Raw genomic sequence first — 19,464 nt, 5'->3', positions numbered from 1 at the left:
TAGCAGGAGCAAGGCAATGCAGATGTTGCAGCAATCCTACCGAGGGCTGGGGCTATTGATGCAGTTGAACTGGGACAGGATACTTTTTGTCGGGGCGATTGCGGGGGCACTGTTTTTGGGCGCTTTCCTAGGCAGTCTGTGATCTTTGCTCTACAGATAGGGAACAGAACGCGGCCTTTCAGGCCGCGTCTGTCGTTTGGGCTTTTGACAACCCGGCCCAATCCCGGTACTGACTTTCCAAAGTCGGCTGGCAATCTGGGTTGATACTGAAGATGAATATCGGGAGTGGCGCAGGTATATTCTGTGGTGGCGGTTTTACAGCCCGCCATATGTTGAAGAATTCTGTCGCGGCGGTTTTTCTTGTAACCGCTTCGAGCCTGGTTAGCCTGCCCCAAGCGGCAACGGCGCAGACCTATACCTTTACCTCGGTTCAGGTCGAAGGAAATCAGCGTATCGAAAGTTCGACCATCGTGGCGCGCACCGGACTGGAGCGTGGGAGAGAGGTCACTCCCGGACAACTGAACGATGCGTATCAGCGTGTTCTGGACAGCGGGGTGTTCGAAACGGTCGAACTGATCCCGCGCGGAAACACGTTGGTTATCAAGGTTGTCGAATACCCGACGATCAACAAGATCAATTTCGAAGGCAACAGACGAATCAAGGACGACACGTTGCAGGGCGCGATCGCTTCGGAATCGCGGCGGGTCTTCACCCCCGAGCAGGTCGAACGTGACGCCGCCACGATCGCCGAGATCTATTCTGCCCAGGGCCGCGTGGCGGCAACGGTCGTACCCAGGATCATTCGCCGCAGCGACAACCGCGTGGATCTGGTATTCGAAATCGCCGAAGGCGACACGATCGAAATCGAACGGGTGAGCTTTGTCGGTAACCGGGCCTTTTCCGACCGGCGTTTGCGGCGCGTTCTCGAAACCAAGCAGGCCGGGTTGCTGCGCACATTCATCCGGTCGGATACCTTCATTGCGGACCGGATTGAATTCGACAAGCAGGTGATGCGCGATTTCTACCTGTCGCGTGGTTATGTCGATTTCCGTGTCAACAGCGCCAATGTGGAATTCACCCGCGAAAGGGACGCGTTCTTTCTGGTACTGGATGTGACAGAGGGTCAGCAGTTCTCCTTTGGCAAGATCACGACGGTCAGTGAAATTCCCGGCGTTGACCCAGCCGCGTATCAGGAAGTTCTGAAAATCAAGCCCGGGGTGGTTTATTCTCCGAGCCTGGTCGAGAATTCTCTTGCGCGTCAGGAACGTCTTGGCCTGAAGAATGGCGTGGAATTTTTGCGGGTTGAACCGCGTATCAAGCGCAACGACCGCGATCTGACACTGGATATCGAGTTTGCCCTGGTCAAGGGACCGCGGATCTTCGTGGAACGGATCGACATTGAGGGCAACACGACAACGCTCGATCGGGTGATCCGGCGGCAGTTCCGTACGGTCGAGGGCGATCCCTTCAATCCGCGCGAGATCCGCGAAAGCGCTGAACGCATCCGGGCCCTGGGTTTCTTTGCCGATGCCAATGTTGAAACCCGTGAAGGATCGACCCCGAGCCAGGTGATCGTCGACGTCGATGTCGAAGAACAGCCTACCGGTTCGCTGAGCTTCGGCGGCAGCTATTCGGTATCCGATGGTTTTGGTGTGGCAATCGGCCTGAGCGAGAGCAACTTCCTCGGGCGTGGGCAGCGGCTGGGCGTGACCCTCTCCACAGCGCAGGATGCAGAACAGTATATCCTGTCGTTCACCGAACCACAGCTTCTGGGGCGTGATCTCAGGTTCGACATCGACCTTGGCGTTGCGGCAACGAACTCGAGTTTCGCCAGTTACGACACGGACCGACGTTTCTTTGAGCCCGGATTGACCTTCCCGCTTGGCGAGTTGTCGAGCCTTCAGGTGCGGTATCGCTGGGATGCCAGCGAAATGACCCAGCGGACAGCGACAACGGTCAGCGGAGCGGTGATTGCCAGCGAAATCGCTCAGGGGCGGTTGTCATCCAGTTCGCTAGGGCTGACCTATGCATATGACAGCCGCATAGGTGGGTTGAACCCGAATGCGGGCGTGTTGTTCGAAGTGGGCGTCGACGCAGCCGGTCTGGGCGGCGACAACGAGTATTTCAAGACAACGGCGCGGGCCATCGCCCAGACCCGTGTCTGGCACGAAGAAATCACCCTGCGCGCCTCTCTGGATCTGGGTGCCTTCAGCTGGCAGGGATCAGGGTTCAGCCGGGCCATTGATCGTTTCGTGATTGGTCCCAACACGTTCCGCGGGTTCGAGCCTGCCGGTGTCGGGCCTCGTGATCTCTCCAACGGTGTGAACGACGCGCTCGGCGGCAACTTTTACGCGGTGGCACGGTTCGAAGCCGAGTTTCCGTTGGGCCTGCCAGAGGAACTCGGCCTGCGCGGCGGGTTGTTCTACGACGTTGGGAACGTCTGGGACCTGAGCGATGTGAACACTGCGGGAGGTACGATTGTCGGGGCGGACGGCTCGTTCCGGCATGTTGTCGGCTTCTCTTTGTTGTGGACCACTGCCTTCGGACCGTTGCGGTTCAACTTCTCCAAGGCGCTCAAGAAAGAGACCTTCGACAAGGAGCAGAGCTTCGACCTGACGATCCAGGCGCGGTTCTGATTCCGAATGCGGCGCGCGGGCTCAGGGTGGGGATCTGCCAGCCTCGGTCTCGTGCTTGCCGTGCTCATGCTGTCAGTACCCATGAGGCCCTTGACTGCGCAGCAGCTTGGGTTTCCGCGTCAGGAGGTGCTGACCATTTCCGGTGAGATCCTGTTCGCCAAATCGGCCTACGGGCGTCGGGTGATCGACGAATTGGAGGCGGAAGGCGCCCTGCTTGCAGCGGAAAATGAACGCATCGTGGCAGAACTCAGCCGCGAAGAGCAGGAACTGACCGAACGAAGGGCGAGTATGGAACCTGACGCGTTCCGGATCCTTGCCGAAGCCTTTGACCGTAAGGTGCAGTCGCATCGCGAAAACCAGGAGGCCAAGAGAGAGGCTCTGGAGCGGCGCGGCGACGAGGCCCGCGTCGCTTTTGTCGAGTTGGCCCGCCCCATTCTGGGGGGGCTGATGCGTGATACCGGCGCCAGTGTCATTCTTGACCGCTCCATCGTCTTTTTCAGCCTGGATTCGACCGATGTCACCGCATTGGCGATCAGCCGTATTGACGAGGCGATCGGCGATGGCAGTGCCCTGCGCAGGGAAGGCAACAATTGACCCAAATGGCTATGCTTGCCGTTGTCTGTCAGTATTGTTAATTCCAGATCATCACTTCCGAACACAGGACATGCGCCTTATGAGCTCCGAGACCAAGAGTGCCGACATTCAACTGATCCAGCGGATCCTTCCGCATCGCTACCCGTTCCTGCTGGTGGATAAGGTTGTCGAGATCAACGGCTACTCTTCGTCCGTGGGAATCAAGAACGTGACCATGAACGAGCCGCATTTCCAGGGACATTTTCCCGGAACGCCGATCATGCCGGGCGTGACCATCATCGAGGCGATGGCGCAGACCGCCGGCGTGATGCTGGGCGTCGGCATGAACATCATCGACAGCGAATTGCTGATCTATTTCATGAACATCGACAACTGCAAGTTCCGCCGAAAGGTGGTTCCGGGCGATGTGATGAAGATGCATGTCGAGACGCTGCGCGGCAAGATGGGCGGAAAGATCTTCAAGTTCAGGGGCGTCGCAACAGTCGATGGCGAGGTTGCCGCCGAAGCGGAATTCTCTGCATATGTCGATCTGACCGGGGAAAAAAGCAAATGAGCCGCATCCACCCCAGCGCGGTCATCGAAGAGGGGGCGCAGATCGGTCGGGATTGCGTGATCGGTCCCTTTTGCTGGGTCGGTCCGAATGTCGTCCTGGGCGATCGGGTGGAGTTGAAAAGCCATGTTGTCCTGACAGGAAACACGACGATCGGCGAAGATACCGTGATCTTCAATTTCGCAGTCGTCGGTGAAATCCCTCAGGACAAGAAATTCGGAGGCGAGGAAACCCGGCTCGAAATCGGGGCGCGCAACCGCATCCGGGAACATGTCACGATCAATACCGGAACAGCCGGTGGCGGCGGTGTCACGCGCATCGGCAATGATGGCCTGTTCATGGCGGGCTGCCACATCGCCCATGACGCCCAGGTCGGCGACAGGGTGATCGTGGTCAACAACGTGGCCATCGCCGGACATGTGGTGCTGGAAGACGATGTTATTGTCGGCGGCCTGGCCGGGGTTCATCAATGGGTCCGTGTCGGTCGTGGCGCGATCATCGGCGGCCTGGCCAAGGTCACGCATGACGTGATCCCCTATGGCCTGGTCAATTCCGATAGCGGCGTTCTGGCAGGGCTCAACCTGGTCGGGCTCAAACGCGCCGGTTTGCCGCGCGCTGATATCTCGGCGCTGCGGGCTGCATTCAAGGAACTCTCCGAAGGCGACGGTACTTTTCTGGAACGGGTCGACCGTGTGGCCGAAGGCACAGATAACGCCTATGTCTGCGAAATCGTCGATTTCGTGCGTGCCCACAGCGACCGTTCTTTCCTGACACCCGGAGCCTGAGAAATGATCGCGCTGCTTTGCGGGCAAGGCGCATTGCCGAGTGCCATTGCTGCGGCCTCGGCAGAGCCGCCATTGGTTTGCGCCCTTGAAGGCTTCGAACCAGATGGTCTGGACATCGACTTGTCGTTTCGCCTGGAAACCATGGGAACGCTGATTGCCACACTGAAACAGCGTGGGATCAGCGAAGTTTGCCTTGCCGGAGTGATCCGCCGACCGCAGATCGACCCGTCGAAAATCGACGCTGCAACCTTTCCATTGGTTCCCGTCTTTCAAAAAGCGCTGATGGCAGGTGATGATGGGGCTTTGCGTGCCGTGATGAGTGTGCTGGAGCATTCGGGTCTGACCGTGCGGGCCGCGCATGAGATCGCACCTGATCTGCTGCTGCAACCGGGCTGCGCCACCGCCGCCAAGCCCTCGGATGCGGACCAAAAGGATGCCGCACGTGCCGCTGACATCATCATGGCGCTGGCGCCGACGGATGTCGGGCAGGCCTGCGTTGTCTACAAGGGCCAGGCGCTGGCCATCGAAACCGTCTTTGGCACCGACTGGATGCTGCAAAGCCTGACCCAGCGCCCGGATGCCGGTGGCGGTGTGCTCTACAAGGCGCCGAAACTGGGTCAGGATCGGCGGGCGGATATGCCCACCATAGGACCTGATACAGTGACGGCGGCCGTGGCCGCCGGCCTGTCGGGTATTGCCATCGAGGCGGGTGGCGTGATCGTTCTGGACCGCGACCGGGTGATTGCCGAATGCGACCGGCTCGGGCTGTTCCTGACCGTGCTGGAACGGGCGTCCTGATGCGCGTGTTCATCCTGGCGGGGGAACCTTCGGGTGATCGGCTGGGGGGCGCGTTGATGGAGGGGCTCCGGACGCTCCGTCCGGAGGCGGTGTTCGAAGGTATCGGCGGCCCCGCGATGGAGGCCCAGGGATTGCGCAGTCGCTTTCCAATGTCCGAACTCAGCATCATGGGGCTGGTCGAGGTTCTGCCTAAATACTTTCATCTTAAGCGCCGGATCGAAGAGACCGCCCGGGCGGTTCTGGAGATGCGGCCCGATGTTCTGATCACGATCGACAGCCCCGATTTCAGTCTGCGGGTGGCCAGGCGGGTCAAGGCGGCCAGCGATATCCGGACAGTGCATTACGTCGCGCCCAGTGTCTGGGCCTGGCGGCCGGGTCGGGCAGACAAGATGGCAAAGGTCATCGACCATGTGCTGGCGCTCTTGCCGTTCGAGCCGCCCTATATGGAACGGGCCGGGATGGAGTGCGATTTTGTCGGTCATCCGGTGGTGGGGGAGCCACAGGCGACTCTCGCAGAAATTGCCGAGTTCCGCGCGGCATCCGGCCTGGGCGGCGCACCGCTGTTGCTGGTTCTTCCTGGTTCACGCCGAGGGGAAGTAGAACGGCTGGCGCCCATCTTCGGGGCCGCGTTGAAGATGTTCTTTCATGATAACAAGGATATGCGCGTCGTTGTTCCGGTGGTTCCGCATGTGGCCGATCTGGTTGCGGACCATGTGGCGCATTGGCCCGGTGCGCCGGTGCTGGTGGATGCGCGTGGATTGCAGGCCGAACTTGCCGCAAGCCGCAAGCGTGCGGCTTTTGCGGCGGCAGAACTGGCCTTGGCTGCATCGGGGACGGTATCGCTGGAACTGGCGGCAGCGGGCACGCCGATGGTGATCGCCTACAAGCTGAACTGGCTGACTCAGAAGATGGCGGAACGACTGGTCAAGGTCGATACCGTGACGCTGGTCAATCTGGTCAGCGAAACGCGGGTCGTGCCGGAATGCCTGGGGCCGGGCTGTACGCCCGAGGCGATTGCGGCCTGCCTGAGCGACGTGCGTCGCGCCCCGCACGCACAGGATCAGGCAATGGCCCTGACGATGGAGCGCCTGGGGCGGGGCGGCGAGCCTCCGGGTCTTCGGGCGGCGCGGGCCGTGCTGCGCCGTCTCCGGGCCTGACCGGCGGGCTCAGTACCCCCGCCAGATCCAGCCACCGCCAAAGATGCGGCTGCCTTCGCTGGCATAGAACACGCAGGCCTGTCCGGGCGAGACGCCCTCTTCGGGGGTCAGCAATTCCACCTCGGCCTCGGTCTCGCTGATCGGCCGCACGATGGCCTCGCGCGGGGGGCGGGTCGAACGGACCTTGACCGACAGGCGCCATTCGGGGCGCGATGTGAAGGGCACATCGCCAAGCCAGTTGATTTCACGCACCGGGATGGTGCGGGTGGCCAGCATCTCCTTGGGGCCGACGACGACCTGTTTCTTGTCCACGTCCAGGCGCACCACGTAGAGCGGATCGCTGAGGCCCCCGATGCCCAGGCCGCGCCGCTGGCCGATCGTGTAATGGATGACACCCTCGTGGCTGCCCAGAACGCGGCCGTCGGCATGCACGATCTCACCCGGTTCGGCCGCACCGGGGCGCAGTTTCTCGATCACGCTGGCATAATTGCCATTGGGAACGAAGCAAATGTCCTGGCTGTCGGGCTTGTCGGCCACGGCCAGGCCATATTGGGCCGCCATTTCGCGGGTGGCATCCTTGGACGGCAGATGGCCCAGCGGAAAACGCAGGTAATCGAGCTGTTCCGGGGTGGTTGAGAACAGGAAATAGGACTGGTCGCGCGTCGAGTCCTCGGCACAATGCAACTCGGGCCCGTTCGGACCCATCTTGCGCTGGATGTAATGACCGGTGGCCATGCAGTCGGCCTCGAGATCGCGGGCCGTTTCCAGCAGGTCCTTGAACTTCACCCGCTCGTTGCAGCGGATGCAGGGCACCGGGGTGGCGCCCGCCAGATAGCTGTCGGCGAACTCGTCGATCACCGCATCCTTGAAGATGTTCTCGTAGTCGAGAACGTAGTGGGGGAAACCGCGCTCTTCGGCGACGCGGCGGGCATCGTGGATGTCGATGCCGGCGCAGCAGGCGCCTTTCTTCGCCAGCGCCGCGCCGTGATCGTAAAGCTGCAAGGTTACGCCCACGACATCATAGCCCTGATCCGCCAGATAGGCTGCTACCACAGAACTGTCGACACCACCCGACATGGCGACGACCACTCGCGTTTCCGAGGGAGGCTTGGCAAAGCCGAGCGAGTTCAGCGGTATTTCATGGTCCAGCGCCATGCGGGCAACTCCTGAAGATCAAGGAAGACCGGCAGAATATAGGAAAATACGAAATACTCTCAAGAGGCGGTTTCATCCCGCATTAAGTAGGCTGCCACCAGAGTTCCTTTGTCAGAGGAAGGGATAGGTGATGTTCTTGCGAAAGGTTGAAGGCCCCCGATCGGTAACCCTGCCGGATGGTTCCATTATGACACGGGCGGATCTGCCCCCGCCCGAGACCCGCCGCTGGGTTGCCTCGCGTAAAATCGCGGTCGTCCGGGGGGTCTTGTACGGGCTGATTCCCATGGTCGATGCAAAAAGAATCTACGGGCTCAGCGACGAGGAGTTCAACAGCTGGGTTTCAGCCTTCGCAGAGCACGGGAAGGATGCGTTGAAAGTGACCGCCCTAAAAAAATATCGACAACTATAAGTTGATTGTGGCAGGATAAATTATTGGTAACGTAGAGTTAACCTTTGTTCGGCAGATTTGATTTCAAATTTGAACGGATCGAAGGCGGAGAATAAAGATGCGCATCCTTCTGGTAGAAGATGACTCGACGACGTCGAAAAGCATCGAGTTGATGCTTACGCATGCAAACCTGAATGTCTACGCGACAGACCTGGGTGAAGAAGGCATCGACCTTGCGAAACTCTATGACTACGATTTGATCCTTCTGGATATCAACCTGCCAGATATGAATGGGCACGAAGTCCTGCGCCAGTTGCGCTTGGCCCGGATAGAGACGCCGATACTCATCCTCTCGGGGGTTGATGACACTGAAAGCAAAATCAAGGGTTTCGGATTCGGTGCTGATGATTACCTCACCAAACCGTTTCATCGGGACGAACTGATCGCGCGCATCCACGCAATCATTCGCCGTTCCAAGGGGCATTCGCAGTCGATCATCCGGACAGGCCCGATAGCGGTGAACCTTGACGCGAAAACGGTGGAGGTGGGCGGGCAGGCCGTGCATCTGACCGGGAAGGAGTATCAGATGCTCGAGCTTCTCAGCCTGCGCAAAGGCACGACCTTGACCAAGGAAATGTTCCTGAACCACCTTTACGGTGGAATGGACGAACCGGAACTGAAGATTATCGACGTCTTTATCTGCAAGTTGCGCAAGAAACTCAGCAATGCAACGGATGGAGCAAATTTCATCGAAACCGTCTGGGGGCGGGGGTACGTTCTGCGCGATCCCAAGTCGGTGGAGGATCCCGAAACCCGGATTGCGGCCAACGCCTGAAGACGCCTGCTGATACCGTCGCGGGTCCAGCGCGGCGCCACCACTCACACAGACAGTCTCTGGACCTGACCAAGGCCTCGCCCTATCACTGGTCGAAAGACCAAGGGGGCAGGGCGAGGCCATGGCAGAAATTCTTCCGGTGGAAACAATGAGCGAAAAGGAGGCGGCTGCGGAACTGGCCCGCCTTGCGATCGTCATTTCCCAGGCGAACCTCGCCTATCACACTCAGGACGCGCCCGAGATCTCTGACGCCGAGTACGACGCGCTGAAAAGGCGAAACGAGGAGATCGAACGGCGATTCCCGCATCTGAAGCGCGATGACAGCCCGTCTGACCAGGTCGGTGCGCGACCGGGCGAAGGGTTTGCCAAGGTCGTGCACGCCATGCGCATGATGTCACTGGGCAATGCGTTCGACGATGTGGAAATCGCAGATTTCGACCGTTCGATCCGCAAGTATCTGGGGTTTTCGGACGCAGAGCCGCTTGCCTATACCGCCGAGCCAAAGATCGATGGCCTGTCGCTGTCCTTGCGATATGTCGATGGCACTCTGGTGCAGGCTGCCACCCGTGGCGACGGAGAAACTGGTGAAAACGTGACCGCCAATGCCCGCACTATTGCGGATATTCCGCAACGGGTCGAAGGTGCCCCTCAGGTTCTCGAGGTGCGCGGAGAGGTCTACATGAGTCATGCCGATTTTGCGGCGCTCAATGCGCGCCAGCAAGAGACGGGCGGCAAGACCTTCGCGAATCCAAGAAACGCCGCAGCCGGATCGCTGCGCCAACTTGATCCGTCGATCACACGAGAGCGTCCGCTCCGGTTTTTTGCCTATTCCTGGGGCGAACTTTCCCACTCTCTTGCAGCAACCCAGATGGAGGCAATCGAACGGCTGCACGATTTCGGGTTCCAGACCAACCCCCTGACCCGCCGGTGTACCGGCCCTGCCGAAATGATCGCGCATTACCGCAGGATCGAGGCCCAGCGGGCGACACTGGGCTATGACATCGACGGAGTCGTGTACAAGGTCGATGATCTGGCCTTGCAGGCGCGGCTGGGGTTCCGGTCGAACACGCCGAGATGGGCAATCGCGCACAAGTTCCCCGCCGAATTGGCCTGGACCCGGCTCGAGGCGATCGACATTCAGGTTGGGCGTACAGGGGCGCTCAGCCCCGTGGCGCGTCTTGCGCCCGTGACGGTGGGCGGGGTGGTGGTTTCGAACGCCACCCTTCACAACGAGGATTACATTGCCGGGCTGGATGCGCGCGGACAGACCATCCGTGACGGCAAGGATATCCGCGTCGGCGACTGGGTGCAGGTGTATCGCGCGGGAGACGTCATTCCGAAAATCGCCGATGTCGATCTGTCGAAACGGCCCGATGGTGCAGAACCCTATGTCTTTCCCGATACCTGCCCGGACTGTGGCAGCCCGGCTGTTCGAGAGGATGGGGATGCTGTGCGCCGTTGTACCGGCGGGGTGATTTGTCCCGCCCAAGTCGTCGAAAAGCTGAAACATTTCGTGAGCCGGGCCGCCTTTGACATCGAGGGGCTTGGAGCCAAGCAGGTAGAACAGTTCCACGCCGATGGCTGGATTCGCGAGCCGGCCGATATATTCGAGCTTCGCAGCAGGTATGGAGAAGGGTTGCAGCAGCTGAAAAACCGCGAAGGCTGGGGCGAAAAATCCGCTGCAAACCTGTTCGACGCGATCGATGAACGGCGCAATATCGCGCTGGCCCGTCTTATCTTTGCTTTGGGGATCCGCCATGTCGGCGAGGTCGGCGCCAAGGATCTGGCGCTGCACTACCGCGATTGGCAGTCATTGGAGCGCGCGATCGACGCGGCCCGCCCCGCGGCGCTTGCCCATCGTGCCGCGGACGAGGCCGAAGAGGCCGAGCGGATCGCGGCCATGACAGAGGGCCGCCGGGCGCGCATCACCGATACGCGCGCAGCCGCTGTCGCGGCCTGCAATGTTTCACCCGAGGCCGCAGCCGCCTGGGAGGATCTGATAGGGATCGATGGCATCGGCGCCACGCTGGGCCTGTCGCTGTCAGATGCCCTGGCCAATCCCGAAGAGCGGGCGGCCTTTGACAGGCTGGTGGCCAAGTTGACGATCGTGCCCCCAGAATTGCCGACGCAGGACAGCCCGGTCGCGGGCAAGACGGTCGTGTTCACCGGCACTTTGGAAAAGATGACGCGGGCCGAGGCCAAGGCAAGGGCCGAGGCATTGGGCGCCAAGGTCGCGGGATCGGTCAGTGCCAGGACCGACCTGCTTGTCGCCGGGCCGGGTGCCGGCTCCAAGGCGAAAAAGGCGGCGGACCTGGGGATAGAAACACTGGACGAAGACGGTTGGCTGCGGCTGATCGGGGATCTATGAGCGGACGACCGGAGCAGCTTTTCCCGCTTTTTGCGGGGTTGGAAACGCTGGAGGGTGTTGGTCCCAAGACGGCCCAGCTTCTCGGGCATCTCGATGTCGAAACGCCGCGCGATCTCTTGTTCACGTTGCCTTATGGGGTCGTGGACCGGCGCCGTCGGGACACGATCCGGGGGGCCGATCTGCCCGCTACGCTGACGGTCGAGATCACGGTCGGCGCGCACCGGCCGCCCCGGGGGCGTGGCGGTGCCTACAGGATCTTTGTCGAGGATGCCCAGACCGATTTCCAGCTCGTGTTCTTTCACGCGCGCGGGGACTACTTGAAGAAGGTGCTGCCCGAAGGTGCGCGCAGGGTGGTGTCCGGCAAGGTCGAATTGTTCGACGGCATGGCCAATATGGTGCACCCCGATCATATCTTGCCGGTTGCCGAGGCGGCCGAGATCCCGGAGTTCGAGCCGGTCTATCCGCTGACTCAGGGGCTGACGCAGAAAATTGCCTACAAGGCGGTGCAGAGTGCCCTCGCGCGGCTGCCGGATTTGCCGGAATGGAGCGACCCGGCGCTTGTCCGGCGCGAAGCTTGGCCCGATTGGGGCACGGCGGTCCGTTCGGCGCATGGGCCGCATGGGCTTGACGACGTGGCGATGACCGCGCCCGCGCGGGTCCGGTTGGCCTATGACGAATTGTTCGCACATCAGCTGACGCTGGCGCTTGCCCGACGGCGCGAACGCAAGGCCCGTGGGATTTCCAGCGTTGCGACCGGCAAGTTGCAGTCCAGAGTCCTGTCCAGCCTGCCGTATCGGCCGACAGATGCGCAGGCGCGCGCGATCGAGGAGATTGCCGCCGACATGGCCGCACCCGCACGGATGAACCGGCTGTTGCAGGGCGATGTCGGAGCGGGCAAGACCCTGGTTGCGTTCATGGCGCTGCTGGTCGCGGTCGAGGCAGGCGGGCAGGGTGTCATGATGGCCCCGACCGAAATCCTTGCCCGCCAGCATCTCGAAGGGTTGCAGCCCCTGGCCGAGGAGGCCGGCGTCGTGCTGGAACTGCTGACCGGACGCGACAAGGGGGCGGAACGGCAGGCAAAGCTCGACGCGCTGGGTCGCGGCGATATCCAGATCCTGGTCGGGACACATGCAGTGTTCCAGCCGGATGTGGCATTTTACGATCTGCGCCTGGCGATCATCGACGAACAGCATCGGTTCGGGGTGCGTCAGCGCATGGAACTAGCGGAAAAAGGTGTCGGCGCCGATGTGCTGGTCATGACGGCGACCCCGATCCCGCGAAGCCTGGCCCTGGCGCAATATGGCGATATGGATGTGTCGGTGCTGGATGAGAAGCCGCCAGGCCGCAAGCCGATCCGAACCGCAATCGTCAGTACACAACGACTGGACGAGGTGATCGACCATCTGCGCAAGGCGATCGCCGAGGGGCGGCAATGCTATTGGGTCTGCCCGCTGGTAGACGAATCCGAGGTGAGCGACCTCATCGCTGCCGAGGAACGGTTCAAGCGTTTGCGCGCCGTGCTGGGCGAGGGGATCGTGGGCCTGGTGCACGGGCAGATGCCGCCTGCGGACAAGGATTCGGCCATGGCCGGGTTCCAGTCCGGTCAGACCAAGGTGCTGGTGGCGACAACCGTGATCGAGGTGGGCGTGAACGTGCCAAACGCCACGATCATGGTGATCGAAAGAGCCGAGATCTTCGGCCTGGCGCAACTGCACCAGTTGCGGGGCCGAGTGGGTCGGGGCGAGGCGCAATCCACCTGTCTGCTGATGTACCAGCCCCCCCTGACCGAAGGCGGACGGCGCAGGCTGGAAGTTTTGCGCGAAACCGAGGACGGGTTCCGCATTGCCGAGACCGATCTGGAAATGCGTGGCGCGGGCGATCTGATCGGCACCGCACAATCGGGCCTGCCCAGGTTCCGCATTGCGGATCTTGAGCGGCAGGCAGCGCTCATGGCTCTGGCGCAGACGGATGCGCGCGCGCTGCTTGCCGCCGACCCCGCTCTTGACGGTGCGCGAGGCAAGGCGGCGCGAATGCTGCTCTGGCTGATGAAACAGGATCAGGCAATTCGTTTGATTTCAGTTGGATAGGCGTGGAATTCGCAAAAGTTCACAAATGTTCTCAAAAAGTTCTTGATCGAGTCGCGGAAAAATGAGAACAAAAGGTCAACAAAGGATTAACCGATGACCCGGAGGTGAACCGATGATGACCCAGATCAAGATAGTTCTGTCCCGTTCCCAGGACACACTTTTGCAGGACGCGATCGGTGCGGCCTCGCTCTTGGTCATTCTGCTGGTCGCGCTTCACATGCCGGGCGCGTATTAACCTTTTCTGCCTGCGATCTCGTTCCGGCGTGCTGCGCATCCTGTCCCATTCGATGCAAGGGTGACCTGCCTGTCCAAAGACCCTTCCCTGGGCCAGCCTCGGCCCAAGGCGTAGAACTGCCGGATCCCCTGCGAGAAACGCATGACTTGCCGCCGCCCTTCATGCCCGAAGGTGCGGCGGTTTTTTCGAGATGTCATTGGGTGTTCAGGAATTTTGCAAGCGGGACAGGGGTATTTCGGGCTTTTCCGCAAGAATACCGGCACCTTTAGGCGCAGTTTGCGCGCTCTGCCTGTTCCATCGCTTCGAGCGTCGCTTCGAGCGCCAGCAGGATCGAGGCATGCCGGTTCTTGTAGTCGCGTGCCGGCATCAGAACTTCCAGACCGTCAAACGGGGCATCGGGTACAGGCCCGTTTTCCTTGAGCATGGCCTTCAACTGATCCCGCGCTTTTTCGACCTGGGCGCGTGTTGCCCCGATGACCGCGCCGCCAACCACAGCGGCAGATGCCTGCCCCAGCGCACATGCCTTTACATCCTGCCCGAACTCGGTAATGCGACCGTCGTGCATCGTTACATCCACCGTCACGGTCGAGCCGCAAAGTGGCGAGCGTTTCTTGGCTGTTGCATCCGGGCTGTCCAGCCGGTCGAGATGTGGAATATCGGCTGCCAAGGCCAGGATGCGGCCCGAATAAAGCTTGATCAGATCGGTTTCCGTGGACATGGCTTTCCCTCTTGGGCTGTTCCCCATACATAGTGGCCGACAAACTGGATGCAAAAGGTTTTTGATCATGTCCTTTGACCCTTCGACACTAAAGTACGATGCAAATGGCCTGATCCCGGCCATTGCGCAGGACGCGGTGACCAGCGACGTGCTGATGATGGCCTGGATGAATGCCGAGGCCGTGGCGCGCACACTGGCCAGCGGTCGGGTGACCTATTGGTCGCGGTCGCGGCAGAGCTTCTGGATCAAGGGCGAAAGCTCGGGGCATGTCCAGGAACTCGTCGACCTGCGGGTCGATTGCGACCGGGATTGCCTGCTGGTCATGGTGCGCCAGACTGGTCCGGCGTGTCACACGAACCGACGCAGCTGTTTCTACACCGCGGTGCGCGAAGGTGCAGAAGTGGAACTGATGCAGCCCGAAGGCTGAGGTCAGAGCCCGACCATCCGGCGGATATCCTGTGGCGTGGCCCCTTGCGCGCGAAAAGTTGATATTGCACGGGCATCGTCGCGTTTGGCGAGCCGTTTTCCCTGTTCGTCGCGGATCAGGGCGTGATGGTGATAGACTGGCGTGGGCAGGCCCAGCAGCGATTGCAGAAGCACGTGGATGCGGGTTGCTTCGAACAGGTCTTCACCCCGGATGACATGGGTGACGCCGCAGGCGGCATCGTCGATGACGACGGACAGGTGATAGGAGGCGGCCATTTCACGCCGGGACAACACGACGTCGCCCACCGACTGAAGCAGGTCCCCAGCCGCAAGCTTGTGAAGTCCGAGATGACGGGGGCCGGTTTCGGAGAACTCCGCCGGAAGTCCGGCCGCACAGGCACGGGCGATGTTCAAGCGGCTGCAGGTCGTGGCCGCGGGCGGCAAGCCAAGCTCGCGGCAGGTGCCAGGATAGATCCGTCCGTCGGGGCCGAATTCCGGCACACCTTCTTGCGGGGCATTTGCCGCAGTCTCGATATCGCGGCGGGTACATTGGCACTCGAAAATCAGCCCGACCGCGCGCAACTTGTCGAGCGCGTCGGAATAGTCCTTGAAATGTTCCGATTGGCGGCGCGGCGGCGCGTCCCAGGAAATGCCCAGCCAGTGCAGATCGTCCTGCAACTGCGCCTCCCATTGCGGCCGGGCGCGGGACTGGTCGATATCGTCGATCCTCAGTAGAAAACGCCCGCCCGAGGCTCGGGTCAGGTCATGCGCCAGGAGCGCCGAATATGCATGTCCAAGGTGCAATGGTCCGGTTGGAGACGGCGCAAATCGGGTGGTGAAAGTCACGCTTTTTCAACGATGAAGATGTCAGAGTTCAGGTCGATACCCGGCAGGTGCGGGCCCGAGTTGCGCGCCAGCAATCGCGCCGCGCCCATGTCCAGCCAATCGTTCAGGCGACCGATATAGGCGCGGTCGGCCAGCGCAATGTCGTTCAGCGAGAATCCCAGTACGCCCCCCTTGGGCAAGGCCCGCAGCAAATGGTCGATTGTCTCGGGAGGCGCGGCGCCCTGTCCGATGACACCGATTGCCGTGATGGCGCGATAAGCGCCCTGTGGGATCGGCGGTGCGGCCGTGATGTCAAAGCCGCTCAAGGTTCGATAGATGCCCTTGTCCTGTGCGGCTTCCAGCATTCCCGGTGTCGGGTCCATTCCGTCAAGTACCTGGAATCCTGCTCTGCGCAAGGCGAGACCTGACAGACCGGTGCCGCAGCCGAAATCGAGAACCGGCATCTGGCCGTCCGGGCGTATTTCCCACAAGGCAAGCGCCAGCCTGTCCGGCGTCGCATAGCCGTTTTCGGTCAGTTCCTCGTCATAGCTTCCGGCCCATTTGTCATAATGGGCCTGCGTATCCTTTGGAGAGGACAGAGAGTAGGTGGATTTGAGAAACCGCAGGATCATGCCGGATGTTAGACACAGGCCGCGATTTCCGTCCAGTCAGGAGTTTGCCAGCCAGGCGCTCCACGCCTCTTTGGCACGGTCTGTATAAGCCTTGTAGCGATCCTTGCGTCCCCTGCGCCCGCCTTTCAGCCCGTCCACGGGACGAAACAGTCCGAAGTTGACGTTCATCGGCTGAAAGGTCCTTGCGTCGGCACCACCGGTTATGTGGTGGATCAATGCGCCCATGGCGCTGTCCTGCGGTACCCGGGGCAGGCTGCGACCTTGCATCTCGGCGGCGGCGAGACGCCCGGCAAGCAGCCCCATCGCCGCGCTTTCGACGTAACCCTCGACCCCTGTGATCTGGCCTGCAAAGCGGATATTCGGGCGGGACCTGAGTCTCATCTGTTCATCCAGAAGCGTTGGCGAATTGATGAAAGTATTGCGGTGAATGCCGCCCAGACGCGCGAAACCGGCCTCTTCCAATCCCGGTATCATCCGGAAAACAGAAGTTTGTGCACCATACTTCATCTTGGTCTGAAAGCCCACGATATTGTAGAGTGTGCCAAGGGCATTGTCGCGGCGCAGTTGTACAACGGCATGCGGCTTGACTTCGGGCTGGTGCGGGTTGGTCAGACCCACCGGTTTCATCGGGCCGTGGCGTAGGGTTTCGCGCCCGCGTTCCGCCATCACCTCTATTGGCAGGCATCCGTCGAAATAGGTTGCGGTCTCACCTTCATGGAACTCGGTTTTCTCGGCCGCCAGCAGCGCGTCGATGAACGCTTCGTACTGGTCCTTGTCCATCGGGCAGTTGATGTAGGCGGTTCGTTCCTCTTCGGTGTCGCCCTTGTCATAGCGCGATTGCAGCCAGGCGCGGCTCATGTCGATGGTGTCGGCATAGACGATCGGCGCAATGGCGTCGAAAAAAGCCAGCGAATCGGCCCCGGTCTCGCGCCGGATCGCCTCGCCAAGGGTGGGAGAGGTGAGCGGGCCGGTCGCGAAAATCCAGTGGCCCTCTTGCGGTAGCCCGGTGACCTCTTCTTCGGTGACGGAGATGTGCGGGTGTTCGCGCAACCTGGCGGTTACCGTTTCTGCAAAGGGATCGCGATCCACCGCCAGCGCTCCGCCGGCCGGCAGGCGATGGGCATCTGCGGCGGCCATGATCAAACCGCCGGCCGCCCGCATTTCCCAATGCAGCAGGCCAACCGCATTCTGTTCGTCATCGTCGGACCGGAAGGAGTTCGAACAAACCATCTCGGCCAGGTTGCCAGTCTGATGGGCAAAAGTGCCGATTTTTGGCCGCATTTCGTGGATCACCACGTCTACGCCCATTTCCGCCGCCTGCCAGGCGGCCTCGGACCCGGCCATGCCGCCGCCCACGATATGCAATCTGTCTGTCATGGGACGCCAAATAGGGCAGGGCGCGGGGTGGCGCAATGGTGCAGGTGGCCAACAATAGGAAATGCCGGACCGGCCCTCAATATTGGCGGGAGGAAGTTCTTTTGATCCGGGAATTTTGGGGTCGCCGCTGCGGGAATGTCGGCGCCGGTGAGAGAGTCCGGCTGGAGGGACCTTCCGCCCACGGCGACCCAAAAGTCAGAAAGGCATAGGCCTTGCCAAAGCTTTGCCACAGTGTTGCCCAAATTAAAAGTGCTCGTTTGGAAACAATTCCACACTATTGATCACATGATCCGTCTATTGGCTCCAATCGGGGGGGCGCTTCTCGATAAAGGCGGCGATGCCTTCCTCGGTGTCGCGATAGAGCATGTTCTCGACCATGACATCGCCGGTATACGCATAGGCCTGGTCCAGCGGCAACATCTGCTGGCGGTAGAAGGCTTCCTTGCCGATACGCACGGCGGCGCCAAGTTTGCCTGCGACGGTTTCGGCCAGTGCGCGGGTCTCGTCCGCGAGACGTTCGACGGGCACCACATGATTGACCAGTCCAAGCTCGGCGGCGCGCTCGGCTTCAATGAACCGGCCGGTCGTTAGCATTTCGAACGCCTGCTTGCGCGGGATATTGCGGCTGAGCGCGACCATGGGCGTCGAACAGAACAGGCCGATATTGACACCGTTCACTCCAAACCTGGTGCCTTCGGCCGCGACGGCCATGTCACAGGTAGCGACCAGCTGGCAGCCTGCGGCGGTGGCGATGCCGTGGACCTGGGCGATAACGGGTTGCGGCAGCGACTGGACCGACATCATCATTCGCGCGCAGCGGTCGAACAGATCCTTGAAATACGCCTTGCCGCCATCCGGAGCCTGCCTGCCCGCGGTCATCTGCTTCAGGTCGTGGCCCGCGCAGAACGCCTTGCCGGCGCCCGAAAGGATGACGGCCCGGATGGTCCGGTCGCCGCGCAGGCTGTCAAACTCGGCCTGAAGCGCAGCGAGCATCTCGTCGCTGAGCGCGTTGAGCCGTTCCGGTGCATTCATGATCAGTTGCGCCACCGCGCCCGTGTCGTGACGTTCCAGAATTGTCATCTTGCCCTCCGCTGCAAACTCGGGGCAACTCTAGGCTCGGATGTCGAGGAGGGAAAGCATGACATTGGCGTTGAATCAGGGGGAATTGTCGCAATATCTGGCCGAGGTATTTCCCCAGGTGCGCGAGGATTTCGCCATAGATGAGCTGACCGAGGACACGGTGACCATGCGGCTCTTGACTGCCGAGCGTCATCTTCGTCCCGGCGGCACAGTATCGGGGCCTTCGATGTTCGCCCTGGCCGATGTCTGCGTCTACGCGATGGTATTGGCACGGCTGGGACGTCAGGCGCTGGCCGTGACCACAAACTGTTCGATGGATTTCATGCGCAAGCCCGAAGGTGGTGCGCAGATCGTCGCCGAATGCCGTCTGTTGAAACTGGGCAAGACACTTGCGGTGGGCGATGTGCTGATGTTTTCGCAGGGGTCGGGCAAGCCGGTGGCGCGGGCGACGATGACCTATTCCATTCCTCCGGCCGGCAGCGCCGCGGCGGCATTTTCACAAAAAATGGCCGGGGCGAGCCCCGGCCAGTGAAGAGGTCCCATCAAGGGACTGGGGAATTCGATTCAGCCCTGCCAGAACATGCGGGCGGTCTCATGGCGCATCTGGCTGCGGGTGAGGCCGACGTTCTGCAAAAGACGATCGTCCAGCCGCCCGAGATTCAGGCGGGTGCGCCGACGTTGCTCCCACTTGGTCACGGTCGCGGCAAATCCCACGGCCAGAGCAGCGATCAGCGGCAGCCGGGGGCTGGCGTTCAGCAGCATCAGGGCGGGCGAGGGCATTGCGCGTGTCATGACAGTGGTCCTTTTCGATTGTATTG

At 61.2% G+C, this 19,464-nt stretch carries 19 protein-coding genes; 12 read left to right on the top strand and 7 right to left on the bottom strand.

Annotated elements, in window-relative coordinates:
* Positions 1–329 precede the first annotated feature (329 nt).
* The 6 genes from bamA (at position 330) to lpxB (ending at position 6,520) form a co-directional block, all read left to right on the top strand.
* Positions 330–2,636, top strand: coding sequence for an outer membrane protein assembly factor BamA (gene bamA / locus BLT75_RS01610; protein ID WP_245706301.1), 2,307 nt, complete (start codon positions 330–332; stop codon positions 2,634–2,636).
* Positions 2,637–2,642: 6 nt separating this feature from the next.
* Positions 2,643–3,230 carry an OmpH/Skp family outer membrane protein gene (locus BLT75_RS01605; protein WP_245706300.1) on the top strand — a complete coding sequence of 196 codons (588 nt, stop codon included), beginning with the start codon at positions 2,643–2,645 and terminating at the stop codon, positions 3,228–3,230.
* Between the two features lie 79 nt (positions 3,231–3,309).
* Positions 3,310–3,783: a 3-hydroxyacyl-ACP dehydratase FabZ gene (fabZ, locus tag BLT75_RS01600; RefSeq protein ID WP_093027015.1), complete on the top strand. Its 474-nt coding sequence runs from the start codon at positions 3,310–3,312 to the stop codon at positions 3,781–3,783.
* On the top strand, positions 3,780–4,565 hold the full coding sequence (lpxA, locus tag BLT75_RS01595; RefSeq protein ID WP_093027013.1) for an acyl-ACP--UDP-N-acetylglucosamine O-acyltransferase: 786 nt from the start codon (positions 3,780–3,782) through the stop codon (positions 4,563–4,565). The genes fabZ and lpxA overlap by 4 nt, the downstream gene beginning before the upstream one ends.
* 3 nt (positions 4,566–4,568) lie before the next feature.
* Positions 4,569–5,363, top strand: coding sequence for an LpxI family protein (locus BLT75_RS01590; protein WP_093027011.1), 795 nt, complete (start codon positions 4,569–4,571; stop codon positions 5,361–5,363).
* Positions 5,363–6,520, top strand: coding sequence for a lipid-A-disaccharide synthase (gene lpxB / locus BLT75_RS01585; RefSeq protein ID WP_093027009.1), 1,158 nt, complete (start codon positions 5,363–5,365; stop codon positions 6,518–6,520). Before BLT75_RS01590 ends, lpxB begins: the two co-directional genes overlap by 1 nt.
* A gap of 9 nt (positions 6,521–6,529) precedes the next feature.
* Here the strand turns inward: lpxB and mnmA are convergent, their stop codons facing one another.
* Positions 6,530–7,675 (bottom strand): tRNA 2-thiouridine(34) synthase MnmA, encoded by a 1,146-nt coding sequence (gene mnmA / locus BLT75_RS01580; protein WP_093027007.1) that lies wholly within the window; start codon positions 7,673–7,675, stop codon positions 6,530–6,532.
* A 130-nt stretch (positions 7,676–7,805) separates the two neighbouring features.
* Here mnmA and sciP point away from each other — a divergent pair, with 130 nt between their 5' ends.
* The 4 genes from sciP to recG all read left to right on the top strand — a co-directional run bounded on the left by sciP (position 7,806) and on the right by recG (position 13,353).
* Positions 7,806–8,084, top strand: a complete 279-nt coding sequence (sciP, locus tag BLT75_RS01575; protein ID WP_093027005.1) for a CtrA inhibitor SciP — start codon at positions 7,806–7,808, stop codon at positions 8,082–8,084.
* Positions 8,085–8,181: 97 nt separating this feature from the next.
* Positions 8,182–8,898 carry a response regulator transcription factor CtrA gene (gene ctrA, locus BLT75_RS01570; protein ID WP_093027004.1) on the top strand — a complete coding sequence of 239 codons (717 nt, stop codon included), beginning with the start codon at positions 8,182–8,184 and terminating at the stop codon, positions 8,896–8,898.
* A gap of 148 nt (positions 8,899–9,046) precedes the next feature.
* Entirely contained in the window at positions 9,047–11,266 is a 2,220-nt protein-coding gene (ligA, locus tag BLT75_RS01565; protein ID WP_093027327.1) for an NAD-dependent DNA ligase LigA, read from the top strand.
* Positions 11,263–13,353: an ATP-dependent DNA helicase RecG gene (gene recG, locus BLT75_RS01560; protein ID WP_093027002.1), complete on the top strand. Its 2,091-nt coding sequence runs from the start codon at positions 11,263–11,265 to the stop codon at positions 13,351–13,353. The genes ligA and recG overlap by 4 nt, the downstream gene beginning before the upstream one ends.
* Before the next feature lie 500 nt (positions 13,354–13,853).
* On the opposite strand, the gene BLT75_RS01555 is transcribed toward recG, so the two are convergent.
* Positions 13,854–14,306 carry an iron-sulfur cluster assembly scaffold protein gene (locus BLT75_RS01555; protein WP_093027000.1) on the bottom strand — a complete coding sequence of 151 codons (453 nt, stop codon included), beginning with the start codon at positions 14,304–14,306 and terminating at the stop codon, positions 13,854–13,856.
* Between the two features lie 67 nt (positions 14,307–14,373).
* Here BLT75_RS01555 and hisI point away from each other — a divergent pair, with 67 nt between their 5' ends.
* Positions 14,374–14,733, top strand: coding sequence for a phosphoribosyl-AMP cyclohydrolase (gene hisI / locus BLT75_RS01550; RefSeq protein WP_093026998.1), 360 nt, complete (start codon positions 14,374–14,376; stop codon positions 14,731–14,733).
* 2 nt (positions 14,734–14,735) lie between these two features.
* Here hisI and gluQRS read toward each other — a convergent pair whose 3' ends face one another.
* The 4 genes from gluQRS to BLT75_RS01530 all read right to left on the bottom strand — a co-directional run bounded on the left by gluQRS (position 14,736) and on the right by BLT75_RS01530 (position 18,646).
* Entirely contained in the window at positions 14,736–15,578 is an 843-nt protein-coding gene (gene gluQRS / locus BLT75_RS01545) for a tRNA glutamyl-Q(34) synthetase GluQRS (RefSeq protein WP_093026996.1), read from the bottom strand.
* Complete coding sequence (locus BLT75_RS01540) at positions 15,575–16,189, bottom strand: class I SAM-dependent DNA methyltransferase (RefSeq protein WP_093026994.1); 615 nt, start codon at positions 16,187–16,189, stop codon at positions 15,575–15,577. The genes gluQRS and BLT75_RS01540 overlap by 4 nt, the downstream gene beginning before the upstream one ends.
* A gap of 36 nt (positions 16,190–16,225) precedes the next feature.
* Entirely contained in the window at positions 16,226–17,566 is a 1,341-nt protein-coding gene (gene trmFO, locus BLT75_RS01535) for a methylenetetrahydrofolate--tRNA-(uracil(54)-C(5))-methyltransferase (FADH(2)-oxidizing) TrmFO (protein WP_093026992.1), read from the bottom strand.
* Positions 17,567–17,860: 294 nt separating this feature from the next.
* Positions 17,861–18,646 carry an enoyl-CoA hydratase gene (locus tag BLT75_RS01530; RefSeq protein WP_093026990.1) on the bottom strand — a complete coding sequence of 262 codons (786 nt, stop codon included), beginning with the start codon at positions 18,644–18,646 and terminating at the stop codon, positions 17,861–17,863.
* A gap of 58 nt (positions 18,647–18,704) precedes the next feature.
* Between BLT75_RS01530 and BLT75_RS01525 the strand changes: the two genes are divergently transcribed.
* Positions 18,705–19,178, top strand: coding sequence for a PaaI family thioesterase (locus BLT75_RS01525; RefSeq protein WP_093026988.1), 474 nt, complete (start codon positions 18,705–18,707; stop codon positions 19,176–19,178).
* A gap of 32 nt (positions 19,179–19,210) precedes the next feature.
* On the opposite strand, the gene BLT75_RS01520 is transcribed toward BLT75_RS01525, so the two are convergent.
* Positions 19,211–19,438: a DUF1127 domain-containing protein gene (locus BLT75_RS01520; RefSeq protein WP_093026986.1), complete on the bottom strand. Its 228-nt coding sequence runs from the start codon at positions 19,436–19,438 to the stop codon at positions 19,211–19,213.
* Positions 19,439–19,464 lie beyond the last annotated feature (26 nt).

Source organism: Ruegeria marina, assembly GCF_900101475.1.
GTDB classification, from domain to species: domain Bacteria; phylum Pseudomonadota; class Alphaproteobacteria; order Rhodobacterales; family Rhodobacteraceae; genus Ruegeria_B; species Ruegeria_B marina.
This window is presented reverse-complemented; position numbering and strand designations above follow the sequence as displayed.

What these genes read in the sequence shown, in the direction of transcription:
- ctrA (WP_093027004.1), top strand. Translation starts at nt 8,182, where the DNA reads ATGCGCATCCTTCTGGTAGAAGATGACTCGACGACGTCGAAAAGCATC.
- BLT75_RS01555 (WP_093027000.1), bottom strand. Translation starts at nt 14,306, where the DNA reads ATGTCCACGGAAACCGATCTGATCAAGCTTTATTCGGGCCGCATCCTG.
- ligA (WP_093027327.1), top strand. Translation starts at nt 9,047, where the DNA reads ATGAGCGAAAAGGAGGCGGCTGCGGAACTGGCCCGCCTTGCGATCGTC.
- BLT75_RS01605 (WP_245706300.1), top strand. Translation starts at nt 2,643, where the DNA reads ATGCGGCGCGCGGGCTCAGGGTGGGGATCTGCCAGCCTCGGTCTCGTG.
- trmFO (WP_093026992.1), bottom strand. Translation starts at nt 17,566, where the DNA reads ATGACAGACAGATTGCATATCGTGGGCGGCGGCATGGCCGGGTCCGAG.
- BLT75_RS01540 (WP_093026994.1), bottom strand. Translation starts at nt 16,189, where the DNA reads ATGATCCTGCGGTTTCTCAAATCCACCTACTCTCTGTCCTCTCCAAAG.
- BLT75_RS01520 (WP_093026986.1), bottom strand. Translation starts at nt 19,438, where the DNA reads ATGACACGCGCAATGCCCTCGCCCGCCCTGATGCTGCTGAACGCCAGC.
- BLT75_RS01525 (WP_093026988.1), top strand. Translation starts at nt 18,705, where the DNA reads ATGACATTGGCGTTGAATCAGGGGGAATTGTCGCAATATCTGGCCGAG.
- recG (WP_093027002.1), top strand. Translation starts at nt 11,263, where the DNA reads ATGAGCGGACGACCGGAGCAGCTTTTCCCGCTTTTTGCGGGGTTGGAA.
- BLT75_RS01590 (WP_093027011.1), top strand. Translation starts at nt 4,569, where the DNA reads ATGATCGCGCTGCTTTGCGGGCAAGGCGCATTGCCGAGTGCCATTGCT.
- lpxA (WP_093027013.1), top strand. Translation starts at nt 3,780, where the DNA reads ATGAGCCGCATCCACCCCAGCGCGGTCATCGAAGAGGGGGCGCAGATC.
- lpxB (WP_093027009.1), top strand. Translation starts at nt 5,363, where the DNA reads ATGCGCGTGTTCATCCTGGCGGGGGAACCTTCGGGTGATCGGCTGGGG.
- sciP (WP_093027005.1), top strand. Translation starts at nt 7,806, where the DNA reads ATGTTCTTGCGAAAGGTTGAAGGCCCCCGATCGGTAACCCTGCCGGAT.
- fabZ (WP_093027015.1), top strand. Translation starts at nt 3,310, where the DNA reads ATGAGCTCCGAGACCAAGAGTGCCGACATTCAACTGATCCAGCGGATC.
- bamA (WP_245706301.1), top strand. Translation starts at nt 330, where the DNA reads ATGTTGAAGAATTCTGTCGCGGCGGTTTTTCTTGTAACCGCTTCGAGC.
- BLT75_RS01530 (WP_093026990.1), bottom strand. Translation starts at nt 18,646, where the DNA reads ATGACAATTCTGGAACGTCACGACACGGGCGCGGTGGCGCAACTGATC.
- mnmA (WP_093027007.1), bottom strand. Translation starts at nt 7,675, where the DNA reads ATGGCGCTGGACCATGAAATACCGCTGAACTCGCTCGGCTTTGCCAAG.
- hisI (WP_093026998.1), top strand. Translation starts at nt 14,374, where the DNA reads ATGTCCTTTGACCCTTCGACACTAAAGTACGATGCAAATGGCCTGATC.